We start from the raw sequence: 16,290 nt of genomic DNA, 5'->3' as shown, positions 1-16,290 counted from the left end.
ACCGGCCCAGGCGACGTCCGACGTCGCCTGCTATCCAGACGCCTCGCCCCGATGGCCGGATGGCGGAGCGGTTACGCGGCGGAATGCATATCCGCCCAGCCTGGTTCGATTCCAGGTCCGGCCTCCATCGGGGCGCCCCGCCGTTCAGGAGCCGCCTCCATGCACCGTCTCGCCCCTCCGATCGACGCCGTGGAGTGGTTGAACACGCCCGAACCCGTCCGTCTGGAAGACCTGCGCGGCAAGGTCGTCTGCATCGCCTTCCTGCAACGCCTCTGCCCCGGCTGCTCCCACTACGCCCTGCCCCAGGCCCGGCGCGTGGCCGAGACCTTCACCTCCGGCGAGGTCGCCGTTCTGGGCGTCCACAGCGTGTTCGAGCATCACGATCAGCAGTCGGACCGCGCGGGCCTGATCCGATGGCTGGCCGAGCACGGCTGCCGTTTCCCGGTCGCCGTCGATGCGCCTTCGGCCGACACCACAGCGCCGCGCACCATGACCGCCTTCAATCTTCAGGGCACGCCCAGTCTGGTGCTGGTCGACCGGCTGGGCCGGATGCGGATGCGCCGTTTCGGCCCTGTCTCGGACATGATGCTGGGCGCCGAGATCATGGCCCTGCTGCTTGAGCCTGCAACCGCCGCCTAGGCCAAGGTCGAGCGCCTGCTTATTCCGGTTCAGAACGCTCATTTTAATGAGCACCACGAACACAAAATCAGTCACTTAGTTCAAAACCATAAAGGGCTTGGCGCCTGATCCGTTATCGTGCCCACTATCCTGGACGGCGAACCAGAGGGGATCGCCTTCGCAGTGAGCAGACGATATGGCCGCCCCCTTCTCCACGGATAAGGTCTTCATCGGCGGCGTCTGGCGCCCCGCAGGGGGTGACGCGACCCTGCCGATCGAGAACCCGTCGACGGGCGAAGTCATGGGCCGGCTCGCCGCCGGGACCGCCGCAGACGTCGACGCCGCCGTCCGCGCCGCGCGCGCCGCTTTCGAAGGCGACTGGGGCCGCATGACGGTCGTCGAGCGCGGCCGCATCCTGGCCCGCGTGGGGCGCGAGGTCGAAGCCCGCATCGACCTGCTGGCCGAACTGGAAGCCCTCGACGTCGGCAAGCCGCTGAAACAGGCCCGCAACGACGTGATCGCCCTGGCCCGCTATCTCGAATTCTATGCGGGCGCGGCGGACAAGCTGCACGGCGAGACCATTCCCTTCCAGGACGGCTACACCGTCTACACCCTGCGCGAGCCGCACGGGGTGACGGGCCACATCATCCCCTGGAACTATCCGATGCAGATCATCGGCCGCTCGGTCGTGGCGGCCCTGTGCGTCGGCAACGCCGTGGTGCTGAAGCCCGCCGAGCAGGCGTCGCTGACCGCCCTCGCCTTCGCCCACGTGGCCGCCGACTGCGGCCTGCCCGCGGGCGCGCTGAACGTCGTGACCGGCACGGGCGCCGAGGCGGGCGCGGCGCTGGCCGCCCATCCGGGGATCAACCACCTGTCCTTCACCGGCTCGACCGGCGTGGGCGTCGCCATCCAGCAGGCCGCAGCGTTCAACGCCGTGCCGGTGACGCTGGAGCTGGGCGGCAAGTCGCCCCAGCTGGTGTTCGACGACGCCGATCTGGACAAGGCCCTGCCCTTCCTCGTCAACGCAGGCGTCCAGAACGCGGGCCAGACCTGCTCGGCCGGATCGCGCGTGCTGGTCCAGCGCGGCGTCTATGACGAAGTCGTGCGCCGCATGGCCGAACGCTTCGCCGCCCTGACCGTCGGTCCCGCCATGGATGACCGTGATGTCGGACCGCTGGTGTCGAAGAAGCAGCAAACCATGGTCGAGAGCTTCATCGACAAAGGCCGCGCCGACGGCCTGATCGTCGCTCAGGCGACGCTGGCCGACCTGCCTTCAGGCGGCGCCTATGTCGCGCCGACCCTGTTCGCCCATGTCGCGCCCGATCATCCGCTGGCGCAGCAGGAAATCTTCGGCCCGGCCGTCGTCGTCATCCCGTTCGACACGGAAGACGACGCCGTCGCCATCGCCAACGGCACCGATTACGGCCTGGTCGCCGGGGTCTGGACCGCCGACGGCGGGCGGCAGATGCGGCTGGCGAAACGGCTGCGGGCCGGACAGGTCTTCATCAACAACTACGGCGCGGCGGGCGGGGTGGAACTGCCCTTCGGCGGCGTCGGCAAGTCGGGCCACGGTCGCGAGAAGGGGTTCGAGGCGCTCTACGCCTTCACCACCCTGAAGACCGTCGCGGCCCATCACGGATAGCGCAAGGGAGTAGCGTCTTGGGGGAGAACAGATCGAAGCGGCTGGAGGGCAAGCGAGCGATCGTCACGGGCGGAGCCTCCGGCTTCGGCGCCGGCATCGCGCGCCGCTTCGCCGAGGAAGGCGCCCGCGTCATCGTCGCCGACCTGAACGGCGACGCCGCCCGCGCCCTGGCCGCTGAACTGGGCGACGCCGATCTGGGCGTGAAGGTCGACGTATCCAGCGCCGCCGACGTGGCGGCTCTGGCCGAGACTGCTGACCGCCTGCTGGGCGGGGTCGACATCGTGGTCAACAACGCAGGCGTCGGCCATACGCCCCAGCCGCTGGACGAACTGTCGGACGAAGCCTTCGACCGCATCGCCAACGTCAACATGCGCGCCATCTATCTGATGTCGAAGGCCTTCGTCCCGGCGATGAAGGCGCAAGGGTCCGGCGCCATCCTCAACATCGCCTCGACCGGCGGGGTCAGCCCCCGCCCGAATCTGACCTGGTACAACGCCTCCAAGGGCTGGGTCATCACGGCGACGCGGGCGATGGCGGTCGAGCTGGCGCCCTTCCAGGTGCGGGTGAACGCGCTGAACCCGGTGGCGGGCGACACCCCCCTGCTGAAGACCTTCATGGGCGCCGACACGCCCGAGGTGCGGGCCAAATTCCTGGCCTCCATCCCCATCGGCCGCTTCTCGACGCCCGAGGACATGGGCGCCGCCGCCGCCTTCCTCTGCTCCGACGACGCCTCGATGATCACCGGCGTGGCGCTGGAGGTCGACGGTGGCCGTTGCATCTGACCGCGTGTTCAAGCTTCTGGTCCTGCCCGGCGACGGCATCGGGCCCGAGATCATCCGCGAGACCCTTCGCGTCGTCGACTGGGCCCGGAACGCCGGGCTGCGGATTGAGCTGAGCGAGGCGCTGGCAGGCGGCGCCAGCATCGACGCCGTGGGCGCGCCCATCGCCGAGGACGTGGTCGAGCAGGCGCTGGCGTCGGACGCCGTCCTGTTCGGCGCCGTGGGCGGGCCGAAGTGGGACCACCTGCCCCGCGCCCAGCGCCCCGAGATGGGCATCCTGCGCCTGCGTCAGGCGCTGGATCTCTACGCCAACCTGCGCCCCGCCGTCTGCTTCGACGAACTGCTGGACGCCTCGGCTCTGAAACCCGAACTGATCCGCGGCCTCGACATCCTGATCGTGCGCGAGGCGACGGCGGGCGTCTATTTCAGCCTGCCCCGCGCCAATGAAGTGGACGCAGACGGCCAGCGCCGCGCCTATGACACCCAGGCCTATACCGAGGCAGAGATCGCCCGTGTCTGCCGCACGGCCTTTGAACTGGCCCGCCCCCGCCAGCGCCGCGTCTGCTCAGTCGACAAGGCCAATGTCATGGAGACCGGCGCCCTGTGGCGGGCCGTCACAACTGAGGTCGCCGCCGACTATCCCGACGTGGAGCTGTCGCACATGTACGCCGACAACTGCGCCATGCAGTTGGTCCGGCGCCCGGACCAGTTCGACGTCATCGTCACCGACAACCTGTTCGGCGACATCCTGTCCGACGCGGCGGCGGCCCTGACGGGTTCGCTGGGCCTGCTGCCCTCCGCCTCACTGTCCGGCTTAGGAGATGGCGGCAACAGCCGGGGCCTGTATGAGCCGATCCACGGCTCGGCGCCCGATATCGCCGGGCAAGGCGTCGCCAACCCCATCGCCACCATCCTGTCCTTCGCCCTGTGCCTGCGCTGGTCCTTCGACCGCGCCGATCTGGCCGACAGGCTGGAGCGCGCCGTGCGGCAGGTCGTGTCCAGCGGCGTGCGCACCCCCGACATCGCGGAAGCCGGGGTCGCCCCCGTCTCCACCCTTCAGATGACCGACGCGGTTCTGGCCGCGCTGGACGCCCAGTTCGCGTGAGGATCAACCGATGAGCGCCCCTACCATGCAGACCGTCATGGACCTGATCGACGGCCGCACCGACGAACTGGTCGCCCTGACGCAGGACCTGATCCGCTTCCCCACCATCAACCCGCCGGGCGAGGCCTATCGCCCCTGCGCCGAATACATCGGCGAGCGGCTGAAGAAGCGCGGCTTCACCGTCGAATATGTGCGCGGCGAAGGCTCGCCGGGCGACAGCGATCAATACCCCCGCACCAACGTCATCGCCCGCTGGACCGGCTCTGAACCGGGGCCTTGCGTCCACTTCAACAGCCACATCGACGTGGTCGAGGTCGGCGCCGGCTGGACCGTCGATCCCTTCGGCGGCGAGGTGAAGGACGGCCGCGTCTATGGCCGGGGCGCCTGCGACATGAAGGGCGGGCTTGCCGCCTCCATCATCGCGGTCGAGGCCCTGATCGATTCCGGCCTGCCCCTACCCGGCGCGCTCGAAATATCCGGCACGGTGGACGAGGAATCCGGCGGCTACGGCGGCGTCGCCTATCTGGCCGAGCGCGGCTGGTTCTCCGAGCCGAAGGTCAACCACGTCATCATCCCCGAGCCGCTGAACGTGGACCGGGTCTGCATCGGCCACCGCGGCGTCTGGTGGGCCGAGATCGAGACCAAGGGCCGCATCGCCCACGGCTCCATGCCCTTCCTGGGCGACTCCGCCATCCGCCACATGGGCGCGGTGATGGAGGAGTTCGAGAGCAAGCTCTATCCCGCCATGGCCGCCCGCCATTCCGACATGCCGGTGGTGCCCGAAGGCGCCCGCCAATCGACGATGAACATCAACTCCATCCACGGCGGCCAGGCCGAGGGCTTCGACGGCCTGCCCGCGCCCTGCGTCGCCGATTCCAGCCGCATGGTCATCGACCGCCGCTTCCTGATCGAGGAGTCTCTGGAGGACGTGAAGGGCGAGGTGAAAGCCATCCTCGACGGTCTGGCGGCCCAGCGTCACGGCTTCCGCTATGAGATGCGCGACCTGTTCCAGGTTGCGCCCAGCATGGCCGACCGCGACGGCCCGGTGGCCAGCACCACCGCCGCCGCCATCGAGACGGTGCTGGGCAAGAAGGCCCAGTTCGTCTGCTCGCCCGGCACCTATGACCAGAAGCACATCGACCGCATCGGCAAGCTGAAGGACTGTATCGCCTATGGTCCCGGCGTGCTGGATCTGGCGCACCAGCCGGACGAATGGGTGGGCATCGACGACATGACCAACTCGGCCAAGGTCATGGCTCGCGCGGCCTATGATCTGCTGACCCGCAAACGGAGCTAGCGAGATGGCGCGTGGCGATATGGAAGAAGAAAACATCATCGGCCCGCGCCTGCGGGCCCTTCGCGACCGCCTCGGCCTGTCGCAACGCGCGCTCGCCCGCAAGGCCGGGGTGCCGTCCAGCACCGTCAGTCTGGTCGAAAGCGGCCGCACCAGCCCCTCGGTCGGTTCACTGAAGCGCCTGCTGGACGCGGCGGGCATATCGCTGGGCGACTTCTTCAGCTCGGAGTTCGAGACCCCGACCAAATACTTCTATCGCCACGACGAACTGACCGACATTTCGCGCGGCGAGGTTTCCTATCGCCAGCTGGGGTCCAGTCAGGATTCCAGCCTGCAGATCCTGTATGAGACCTATCAGCCCGGCTCGGACAGCGGCCGGGTCATGCTGTCCCACGAGGGCGAAGAGGGCGGCATGATCATCTCGGGCCGTCTGGAAGTCACCGTCGACGGCCAGTCGCGGGTGCTGAAGGCGGGCGAAGGCTATCTGTTTCCCAGCGTCCTGCAGCACCGCTTCCGCAACATCGGCGACGTCCCCTGCGTGGTCATCAGCGCCTGCACGCCGCCCACCTTCTGACAGTGTCGTTGCAAACGATCAGTATTCCGATCATTGGAATATTTTTCCTTTAACCGACAGGGACATAGACAAAACAAGAAACAGCCTTGCTCAATCTTACCCCTGAGCGACTACTAATCCCCAAGGGAAGAGGGTTCCCCGTCGTCGATCATCGCAACCGCACACACGTGCTGCATTGCACAAAGTATCGACAGCGGAGATAGTTCGGCGACCGGGCTGTCCCGGTCGCGACGGCTGAACGCGGCTTCAGACCGCGACGGCCTCATGGGGAGGAAAGACGATGAATCGTCTGATGGTCAGCGTTTCCGCCGGGGCCTTGTTCGCCCTGTCCGCCACCTCCGTCGCCGCGCAACGCGCGCCCGACGACCCGACCGCCACCACGGTCGACGAGGTCATCGTCACCGCCCAGCGCCGTGAACAGGCCGCCCAGGATGTCGGCATCGCCCTCAGCGTCCTCAGCGGCGAAAGCCTGACGCAACAGGGCGTCACCAACGTCAACCAGCTTCAGAACGCCACGCCTAACCTGGAAGTCGAACCGGCCTTCGGCGGCGGCGCGGCCCAGTTCCGTATGCGCGGCGTGGGCTTTCAGGACTACGCCTCAAACAACTCGCCCACCGTCGGCGTCTATGTGAATGAGGTCGCCTATCCGGTCCCGGTCATGACGCAGGGACTGATCTTCGACATCGACCGTGTCGAGGTGCTGCGTGGGCCGCAGGGCACTCTTTACGGCCGCAACACCACCGGCGGCGCCATCAGCTTCGTCACCAAACGCCCGACCGAGGAACTGTCCGCCGGGCTGATGACCGAATGGGGCAGCCACAACCTGTTCCGGGGCGAGGGCTATGTCTCCGGCCCGCTAGCCGAAACCCTGCGCGGCCGTCTGGCTGTCTCGACCGAACAGGGCGGCGCCTGGCAGCGCAACCGCGACACCGGCGAAAGTCTGGGCGACGCCGACCGCACCGGCGCCCGCGCCCTGCTGGAATGGACGCCCAATGAGACCTTCACGGCCCTGCTCGACGTCCACGGCGGCGTCGACAAGTCCGAGAACCAGGGCCTGTATCTGATCAGCGACCTGCACACCCGACTGGGCGCGGGTCCGGTCATCCCCGCCGACAAGGACCGCTCCAAGACCGGCTGGGGTCTGTCGCAGCGTTTCGCCGACGCCATCGGCCGCGATGTGAACGCCAAGCCGGGCCGGGACAACTCCTCCTGGGGCGCGTCGCTGAACGCCAATCTGGCGCTCAAGGGCATGAACCTGTCCAGCATCACCAGCTATGAAACGCTGGAACGCAGCGAATACGGCGACTGGGATTCCAGCGCCTCGGTCGAGGCCGACACCTTCTTCGGCAGCGATGTGAATGTCCTATCGCAGGAACTGCGTCTGGCCTCGGACAACGATAGCCCCCTGACCTGGGTGGCCGGTTTCTACTATTCGAAACAGGATCTCGACGAGCGTTACTTCTCGGACTTCATCGACATCTACGGCACCTACGCCCAGGTCACCTATGACCAGAAGGTCGAGTCCTGGAGCCTGTTCGGTCAGGCCGAATACGCCTTCTCCGAGCGATGGAAGGCCATCCTGGGCCTGCGCTACGAGGAAGAGACGCGCGAGCTCGAAGGCTTCGGCTCGGCCTTCGGCGGCGCCACCGCCCTGCCCCCGACCAGCGTCGACACCAAGATGACCCCGCTAACCGGCAAGGCGGCGCTGGAGTTCAAACCCGCCGACAACGTCCTGATCTACGGCTCGGCCAGCCGGGGCGCCAAGTCGGGCGGCTTCACCACCTACAACACCGGCGACAGCAGCGGCATCGAACCGTTCGACCCGGAAATCCTGTGGGCCTATGAACTGGGCTTCAAGGCCGATCCGTCGCGCGCGGTCCAGATCAACGGCGCGGCCTACTACTACGACTACAACGGCCAACAGGTGCTGTCGGCCGTCTGCGGCGTCAACGGCCCGGTCGGGCGCTTCACCAACGCCGATTCCAAGATCTACGGCGCCGAACTGGAGGGCGTCTTCCGCCCCGCCGCCGGTCTGCGGATCAGCCAGAACCTCAGCTACAAGAAGGGCGAGTACACCGACTTCATCGACCTGGACATCGGCGCCTGCCAGCAGACGCCGCGCGCCACCGTCTACATCGACAAGTCGGGCCAGAAGATTCCCTTCCCTGCCTGGTCCTACGGCGGCTCGGTCAGCTATGACTGGACGGTCGGCGGCTTCGCGGTCACGGCCGAGGCCAACTACAGCTATCGCGACGAATACCCGTCCTGGCTGGGCGCCAAATACGATGTCGAGGCCTATTGGCTGGCCAACGCCAGCATCACCGTGGGGCCTGAAGACGCCGACTGGTCCATCGCCTTCTGGGCGCGCAACCTGTTCGATGAAGACTACGACCTGACGCGCAACTTCTTCACCAGTGCAGACATCGCCCAGCCTGGCCGTCCGCGCACGATCGGGGCGCGGCTGACCCTGCGTTACTGATCGATCAACCCGCTCAGTAAATCGAGCGCGCAGATAAAATATCTCTTTTTATCTGCGCGTTGCGCCCAACAAGTAACAGTCTTCCCTTTCGTCGCGGTTCAGCCGCTACTGGCGAAAGACAGAGGATGACCGCATGACCGCTGCAAACGCCGGCAAGGCCGCAAACGACCTTGATCCTTTCTGGATGCCCTTCACGGCGAACCGCGCCTTCAAGGCGCAACCGCGCCTGTTCGCCTCGGCCAGGGACATGCACTACTTCACGCCGGATGGTCGGGCCGTGCTGGACGGGACGGCCGGTCTGTGGTGCGTCAACGCCGGCCACGCCCGCAAGCCGATCGTCGAGGCGATCCAGCGTCAGGCCGAGATTCTGGACTACGCCCCGACCTTCCAGCTGGGCCATCCGCTGGCGTTCGAGCTGGCGTCGCGTCTGGGGATGCTGCTGCCCGGCGACCTGAACCACGTCTTCTTCGCCGGTTCGGGGTCAGAAGCGGTCGACACCGCTCTGAAGATCGCCCTCGCCTATCAAAGCGCCAGAGGGTTCGAGAACCGCACCCGCCTGATCGGCCGCCAGAAGGGCTATCACGGCGTCGGCTTCGGCGGCATTTCCGTAGGCGGGCTGGAGAACAACAGGCGCGGCTTCCCTACCCTGCCCGGCGTCGACCACCTGTCGCACACGCTGAACCTGGACGAGGCCGCCTTCACGCGCGGCCAGCCTGTCTGGGGCCTGCATCTGGCCGATGAGTTGGAGGCTCTGATCGAGACGCACGGCGCCGAGACCATCGCCGCCGTCATCGTCGAGCCCATGTCCGGCTCGGCCGGAGTGATCGTGCCGCCGATCGGCTATCTGGAGCGTCTGCGCGAGATCACGGCGCAACACGGCATCCTGCTGATCTTCGATGAGGTCATCACCGGCTTCGGCCGCCTGGGCGCCCTGACGGCGGCCGAGGCGCTGGGCGTCACGCCCGACCTGATGACCTGCGCCAAGGGGCTGACCAACGGCGCCGTGCCGATGGGCGCCGTGGGCGTCAGCAGCGCCGTCTATCAGGCCGTGGTCGAGGGCGCGGCCAGGCCGGGCATCGAGTTCTTCCACGGCTACACCTATTCCGGCCACCCGCTGGCGGCGGCGGCGGGCCTGGCTACGCTGGACGTCTATGAGAGCGAAGGCCTGTTCCAGCGCGCGGCCGAGCTGACGCCTTACTGGCAAGACGCGGTGCACAGTCTGAGGGGGCTGCGCCACGTCATCGACATCCGTGATCTGGGCCTGGTCGCAGGGATCGAGCTGGAGCCGCGCCCCGGCGCGCCAGGCGCCCGCGCCACGGAAGTCTTCCACCGCGCCTTCGACGAAGGCCTGCTGATCCGCGTTACCGCCGACGTCATCGCCCTGTCGCCGCCCCTGATCATCAGCCACGCCCAGATCGACGAACTGATCGACCGTCTGGCCGCCATTGTGCGCGACACGCCCTGACGCCGTGGCCGATTTGAGCGATGCTGCGATCAGGACGGGAGGCGTGACCGCGTGACATCGGGCATGGGACGACAGGTTTGGCGACGCGCCCGGCGCGCGCTGGCGGCCGCCGCGCTGATGTTCGGCCTGGCGGCGGCCCTGCCCGGCGCCGTCGAGGCGCAGGCCCCACGCGACCGTCTGATCCTCGGCCTGCCGCTGGAGCCGCCGAACCTCGATCCGACCTCGGGCGCGGCGGCGGCGGTGGATGAAGTCGTCTACGCCAACGTCTTCGAGGGCCTGACCAAGCTGACGCAGAACGGCGCGGTCGCGCCGTCTCTGGCCGAGTCATGGGAAGCCGCGCCCGATGGCCTGACCTGGACCTTCCATCTGCGGCGCGGCGTGACCTTCTCCGACGGTTCGCCGTTCGACGCCGCCGTCGCCCAATTCTCTCTCGACCGCATCACCGCCGAAGGCTCGACCAACGCCCAGAAGGCCCTGTTCGTGCCGATCCGCAACGTCGAGGTCGTCGACCCGGCGACCCTGCGCATCCACCTGTCCCGACCCATGGCGACCCTGCCATACGTTCTGGCCTGGGGCGATGCAGTCATGGTGTCGCCAAAGAGCGCCGCGACCAACGCCGTCACACCCATCGGCACCGGCCCGTTCAAGCTGCAAGGCTGGCAGCGCGGCAGCCAGCTGGCCCTGATCCGCCGCGACGGCTACTGGGGCGCAGCGCCGCGCCTGAACAGCGTCGTCTTCCGCTTCATCAGCGATCCGACCGCCGCCTTCGCCGCCGTCAGCGCGGGCGATGTGGACGCCTTCCCCAACTATCCCGCGCCCGAGAACGTGGCCCAGTTCCAGCGCGACCCGCGCTTCCGCGTCGTCGTCGGCGCCTCCGAGGGCAAGGTCATTCTGGGCATCAACAACACCAGGGCGCCGTTCAACGACGTGCGGGTGCGCCGCGCCCTGTCCTACGCCATCGACCGCGACGCCCTGATACAGGGCGCCATGTTCGGCTTCGGCCAGCCGATCGGCAGCCACTATTCGCGTCAGGCGCCGGGCTATGTCGACCTGACCGGCCTGTCTCCCCACGATCCGGCCAAGGCGCGCGCCCTGTTGGCCGAGGCGGGCTATCCCAACGGCATCGACGTGACGCTGCGCCTGCCGCCCCGCCCCTACGCCCGGCGCAGCGGCGAGGTGCTGATCTCACAACTGGCGCAGGCGGGCATCCGCGCCAAGATCGAGAATCTGGAATGGGCCCAGTGGCTGGATCAGGTGTTCAAGCGCCGCCAGTTCGACCTGACCATCGTCGAGCACGTCGAGCCGATGGATTACGACATCTATGGCCGCAAGGACTACTATTTCGGCTACGACAGCCCGGCCTTCGACGCCCTGCTGGCTCAGGTCAACGCCGCCCCCGACGAGCCGACGCGCAACCGCCTGCTGGGCGACCTGCAACGCCGCATCGCCGATGACGCGGTCAACGGCTTCCTGTTCCAGTCCTCGCGCATCGGCGTGTGGAAGGCGGACGTGAACGGCCTGTGGATCAACGGCCCCATCGCCGCCAATGACGTGACCGGCGCCTACTGGACCGGCGCGGGCGCGGCCTCGGCTGCGACCGCCGAGCGCGCGGGCGGCGGCCTGCCGTGGGGCTGGATCAGCCTGATCGCGGGCGTCGGTCTGCTGGCCTTCGTCGCCTGGCGTTTCGGCGCGGCTTGGCTGCTGAAGAAGCTCGGCGGTCACGCGCTGACTCTGTTGGCGGCGACCGTGGTCATCTTCCTGCTGCTGCAGGTCGTGCCCGGCGACCCGGCCAGCTATATGATGGGGCTAAACGCCAGCCCGGAATCCATCGCCGCCCTACGCCAGCAGATGGGCCTCGAAGGCTCGGGCCTTGAGCGATACTTCGCCTGGCTCGGCGACCTGCTGACCGGAAAATTCGGCACCAGCTACACCTATCAGGTGCCGGTAGGCGACCTGATCGCCGAACGTCTGGCGGTGTCGGCGCCGCTGGCCCTGATGGCCACCGTCCTGTCGCTGCTGGTCGCCCTGCCCATCGGCGTCACCGCCGCTAGCCGCAGGGGAACCGCCGTCGACACCGGCCTGATCGGCGTGACCCAGGTCGGCGTCGCCCTGCCCAACTTCTGGATCGCCATGCTGCTGATCCTGCTATTCTCGGTGAACCTGGGCTGGTTCTCGGCGGGGGGCTTCCCCGGCTGGAGCGTCGGCTTCTGGCCTGCCTTCAAGGCCCTGATCCTGCCCGCCGTGGCGCTGGCCGCGCCGCAGGCCGCCATCCTGGCCCGCGTGCTGAGGACCGCCCTGCTCGACACCATGAACGAGGACTATGTCCGCACCGCCCGCGCCAAGGGGCTGTCGGTCAATCAGGCCCTGTGGCGACACGCCCTGCGCAACGCCTGGATCCCGGTCCTGACCATCCTTGGCCTGCAATTCCCCTTCCTGCTGGCGGGCGGCATCATCATCGAGAACGTCTTCTCCCTGCCCGGCCTCGGCCGTCTGGTCTTCCAGGCCATCACCCAGCGCGACCTGATCGTGGTGCAGAGCGTGGTGGTGGTTCTGGTCTTCGCCGTGGTTCTGGTCAGCTTCCTGATCGACCTCGCCTACCTGTTCGCTGATCCGCGCCAGAGGGGACGCCGCGCATGACCGACGCCCCCGCCATCACCGCCCCCGCCAAGCCCCGCGTGCGCTGGCCTCTGTCGTTGATCGTCGGCGCAGGCCTGACCGCCGTCGTGCTGGCGACCGCCCTGCTGGCGTTGGCATGGACGCCCTACGACGTCGAGGCGGTCGACATCGCCGCCAAGCTGACCGCCCCCTCCGCCGCCCACCCGTTCGGCACCGACCACTTCGGCCGCGACGTCCTGTCGATGATCATGGCGGGGGCGCAGAACTCCCTGATCGTCGCCTTCGTCGCCGTCGGCATCGGCGTCGGCATCGGCGTGCCTCTGGGCCTGACCGCGGCGGCGCGCGGCGGCTGGATTGATGAACTGGTCATGCGGGGCAACGACCTGATCTTCGCCTTCCCCGCCTTGCTGCTGGCCGTGATGATCACCGCCGTCATGGGACCGGGCGCGATCAACGCCGTCATCGCCATCGGCGTCTTCAACATTCCCGTCTTCACCCGCGTCTCGCGTGGGGCGGCGCAAGGCCTGTGGACCCGCGAATACATCCTGGCCGCCCGCACGGCGGGCAAGTCCAAGGCCCTGATCTCGCTCCAGCACATCCTGCCCAATCTGATGAGCCTGCTGGTCGTGCAGGCCGCCATCCAGTTCGCTGTCGGCATCGTCGCCGAGGCGGGCCTGTCCTACGTCGGACTGGGCGCCCAGCCGCCCGCGCCCAGCTGGGGCCGGATGCTGGCCGAGGCCCAGACCATGATCGGTTTCGCGCCGTGGCTGGCCATCATGCCGGGCCTCGCCATCTTCGTGACCGTGCTGGGCCTCAGCCTGACCGGCGACGGCCTGCGCGACCTGTTCGACCCGCGCGTGCGGCGGGAGCGTTGATCATGACCGTCCTCGATATTCGCGACCTCAGCCTGTCGATCGGCCAGACGCCGATCCTGAAGAACGTCAACCTGTCCGTCGCCCCCGGCGAAATCCTCGGCCTCGTCGGCGAGAGCGGCTCGGGCAAGTCCATGACCGCGCTGGCCGTGCTGGGCCTGACGCCGCCACGCGCGACCCTGACCGGCGAAATCCGTCTGAACGGCCAGGTCGTCTCGAACGCCCCAGACGCCGTGATGCAGCAGGTGCGCGGCCGCGACGTGGGCATCATCTTTCAGGAGCCGATGACGGCCCTGAACCCCGTCATGACCATCGGCGATCAGGTCGCCGAGACAGTCCGCCTGCACAAAAAAGCCTCGCGCAAGGAGGCCCTCGCGGTCGCCCGCGCCGTGCTGGAGCGCGTTGGCCTGCCCGCCGAACGCTTCCCCCTGACCCGCTATCCGCACGAGCTGTCGGGCGGCCAGAGACAGCGCGTCGCCATCGCCATCGCCATCGCCCTGACGCCGAAACTGTTGATCGCGGACGAGGCGACGACAGCGCTGGACGTGACGACGCAGGCTCAGGTGCTGGACCTGCTGAAGCGGCTGGTGCGCGAGGACGGCATGGGCCTGATCCTCATCACCCACGATCTCGCCGTCGTGGCCGAAACCGCCGACCATCTGGCGGTGATGAAGGACGGCGAACTGGTCGAGGAAGCGCCGGTCAGCCGCATCCGCTCCGGCATGGCGCATCCCTATTCCCAGCGCTTGCTGGCCAACGCCACCCACGCCCCGACACGCCGCAGCCGCCCACAGGCCGACGCCGCCCCCGTGCTTCAGGTCGAGGGACTGGTGCGCGAATACGGCGGCGCGCCCGCCCTGTTCGGAAGGTCCAAGACCTTCCGCGCCGTGGATCAAGTCAGCCTGTCGATCCAGCCGGGTGAGAGCGTCGGCCTCGTCGGTGAAAGCGGCTGCGGCAAGTCCACCCTCCTGCGCGCCATCCTGGCGCTGGAGACGCCGCAAGCCGGCCGCGTCCGGGTCAAGGGCCGCGACATCACCGCCGCGCGCGGCGCCGCTCTGAAGTCCATCCGCCGCGACATCCAGGTGGTCTTCCAGGACCCCTACGGCAGCTTCGATCCGCGTTGGAAGGTCAGCGATCTGGTCGCCGAAAACTTCCACCTGCTGGACGCCCGCCCCTCCCCCGCCGAGGCCCGCCGCCGCGTCGATGAAATGCTGGAGCGCGTCGGCCTCACCAGCGCCGCCGCCGACCGTTATCCGCACGAGTTCTCGGGCGGCCAGCGCCAGCGCATCGCCATCGCCCGCGCCCTGATCACCGAGCCGTCGGTCATCTGTCTGGACGAGGCGGTCTCAGCGCTGGACGTCTCGGTCCGGGCTCAGGTGCTGGACCTGCTGGCCGATCTGTCGGATCGCCTCGGCCTGTCCTACCTCTTCGTCACCCACGATCTCAGCGTCGTGCGCACGGTGACGGATCGCCTGCTGGTCATGCAGGCTGGAAAGATCGTCGAACAGGGCGACACCGCCGCTGTCTTCGCCGCGCCTTCGCACTCCTATACGCAGAAACTTCTGGCGGCGACGCCGGATCTGGTCCGCAATAAAGCTCTGGAAAAGGAAAACGCCGGATGAACCGCAGAACCGTCCTCGGCTCGGCCCTGATCGGCGCCGCAACCTCCGCAGCAGGAGCCGCCAGCGCCAAACCCGCCGCCCAGAGCGCCGCCCGCGCCTCGGGTCGCACCGGCCGCCTGAACCTGATCACCGACGTCGAGGGCCTCAAGGTCGGTCAGGCCCACGACGCGGGCGTCCGCACCGGCGTCACCGTCATCCTGGCCGAAAAGCCCGCCACGGCCGCCGTGGACGTGCGCGGCGGCGGCCCCGCCGGGCGCGAGACCGACGTGCTGCGCCCTGAAAATCTGGTGCAGGAGGTGGACGCCATCATCCTGTCGGGCGGGTCGGTCTATGGCCTCGGCTCGGCCGACAGCGTCGCGGCCTGGATGGGCATGCGCGGGCGCGGCTACGGCATGGGCGGGGCGCCGGGCGTGCCGCCCTCGCCGATCATCCCGACCGCCTGCCTCTATGACCTGGCCAACGGCGGGAACAAGCAGTGGGAGATGGAGCCGCCCTATCGCCGCCTGTCGGTTCAGGCGCTGGAGGCCGCGGGCGACCGCTTCGACCTCGGCACGGCGGGCGCCGGCTATGGCGCCGAGGCCGGCGCGCTGAAGGGCGGCATCGGCTCGGCATCGGCTGTCATGGCCTCGGGCTGGACCGTCGGCGCCATCGTGGCGGTCAACAGCGTCGGCTCGGTCGTGGCGCCGGGCGGCAAGAGCTTCTGGGCCGCCCCCTATGAGATCGGCGACGAATTCGGCGGCCTCGGCTCGTCCGCCCTGCACGCCTCGGCCGAGGACTGGGGCCTGTCCAAGTTCCGGCCCCAACCGCGCGAGAACACCACCATCGCCTGCATCGCCACCGACGTGGCCCTGACCCGCGTCGAGCTTCAGCGCGTGGCCATCATGGCCCAGGACGGCATGGCCCGCGCCATCCGCCCCGCCCACGCGCCCTTCGACGGCGACACCCTGTTCAGCCTGTCCACCGGCAAAAAGGTCATTGAGAACCCGGCCATGCGTCAGGTCGCGGTGGCCCAGTTGGGCAACGTCGCCGCCGACGTTCTGGCCCGCGCCGTGGCCCGCGGCGTCTATCACGCGACCAACTATGAGGGCGTGACCGGCAAGACCTGGCGGGAGATGTAACCAACGCCCCTTCTCCCCACCGGGGGAGAAGGTGGGCGCCGGAGGCGCTCGGATGAGGGGGACGCCTCAAGGCTCTCGACGTCCGCGTTTGCAGACCTAGCCCCCT

Annotated in this window: 12 protein-coding genes and 1 tRNA gene; all 13 read left to right on the top strand. The window is 68.3% G+C overall.

All coding sequences use genetic code 11. The annotated features are described in order from the left end of the window. Positions 1-53: 53 nt before the first annotated feature. The 13 genes from AC3IPP_RS05375 (at position 54) to AC3IPP_RS05315 (ending at position 16,184) form a co-directional block, all read left to right on the top strand. Positions 54-127: transfer RNA gene (locus AC3IPP_RS05375), tRNA-Cys, on the top strand. A gap of 32 nt (positions 128-159) precedes the next feature. Further along, positions 160-639: a redoxin family protein gene (locus AC3IPP_RS05370; protein ID WP_489150620.1), complete on the top strand. Its 480-nt coding sequence runs from the start codon at positions 160-162 to the stop codon at positions 637-639. Positions 640-814: 175 nt separating this feature from the next. Next, on the top strand, positions 815-2,260 hold the full coding sequence (locus tag AC3IPP_RS05365) for an aldehyde dehydrogenase family protein (protein WP_489150619.1): 1,446 nt from the start codon (positions 815-817) through the stop codon (positions 2,258-2,260). A gap of 17 nt (positions 2,261-2,277) precedes the next feature. Beyond that, positions 2,278-3,042 (top strand): glucose 1-dehydrogenase, encoded by a 765-nt coding sequence (locus AC3IPP_RS05360; RefSeq protein WP_489150618.1) that lies wholly within the window; start codon positions 2,278-2,280, stop codon positions 3,040-3,042. Positions 3,043-3,046: 4 nt separating this feature from the next. Then, positions 3,047-4,144 carry a 3-isopropylmalate dehydrogenase gene (gene leuB, locus AC3IPP_RS05355; protein WP_489151041.1) on the top strand — a complete coding sequence of 366 codons (1,098 nt, stop codon included), beginning with the start codon at positions 3,047-3,049 and terminating at the stop codon, positions 4,142-4,144. 10 nt (positions 4,145-4,154) lie between these two features. Then, positions 4,155-5,441, top strand: coding sequence for an acetylornithine deacetylase/succinyl-diaminopimelate desuccinylase family protein (locus AC3IPP_RS05350; protein ID WP_489150617.1), 1,287 nt, complete (start codon positions 4,155-4,157; stop codon positions 5,439-5,441). Between the two features lie 4 nt (positions 5,442-5,445). Further along, positions 5,446-6,012 (top strand): cupin domain-containing protein, encoded by a 567-nt coding sequence (locus AC3IPP_RS05345; RefSeq protein WP_087140249.1) that lies wholly within the window; start codon positions 5,446-5,448, stop codon positions 6,010-6,012. Between the two features lie 280 nt (positions 6,013-6,292). Then, positions 6,293-8,491, top strand: a complete 2,199-nt coding sequence (locus AC3IPP_RS05340; RefSeq protein WP_489150616.1) for a TonB-dependent receptor — start codon at positions 6,293-6,295, stop codon at positions 8,489-8,491. Positions 8,492-8,624: 133 nt separating this feature from the next. Then, positions 8,625-9,956: an omega-aminotransferase AptA gene (gene aptA, locus AC3IPP_RS05335; RefSeq protein WP_489150615.1), complete on the top strand. Its 1,332-nt coding sequence runs from the start codon at positions 8,625-8,627 to the stop codon at positions 9,954-9,956. A gap of 63 nt (positions 9,957-10,019) precedes the next feature. Beyond that, a complete protein-coding gene (locus AC3IPP_RS05330; protein ID WP_489150614.1) occupies positions 10,020-12,593 on the top strand; it encodes an ABC transporter substrate-binding protein in 2,574 nt (857 codons plus the stop codon). Then, positions 12,590-13,447: an ABC transporter permease gene (locus tag AC3IPP_RS05325; protein WP_489150613.1), complete on the top strand. Its 858-nt coding sequence runs from the start codon at positions 12,590-12,592 to the stop codon at positions 13,445-13,447. Before AC3IPP_RS05330 ends, AC3IPP_RS05325 begins: the two co-directional genes overlap by 4 nt. Positions 13,448-13,449: 2 nt before the next feature. After that, positions 13,450-15,066 carry an ABC transporter ATP-binding protein gene (locus AC3IPP_RS05320; RefSeq protein WP_489150612.1) on the top strand — a complete coding sequence of 539 codons (1,617 nt, stop codon included), beginning with the start codon at positions 13,450-13,452 and terminating at the stop codon, positions 15,064-15,066. After that, positions 15,063-16,184: a P1 family peptidase gene (locus AC3IPP_RS05315; protein WP_489150611.1), complete on the top strand. Its 1,122-nt coding sequence runs from the start codon at positions 15,063-15,065 to the stop codon at positions 16,182-16,184. The genes AC3IPP_RS05320 and AC3IPP_RS05315 overlap by 4 nt, the downstream gene beginning before the upstream one ends. The last annotated feature ends 106 nt before the right edge of the window (positions 16,185-16,290 follow it).

This window comes from Brevundimonas sp. KH_060, from assembly GCF_057838275.1.
This window is presented reverse-complemented; position numbering and strand designations above follow the sequence as displayed.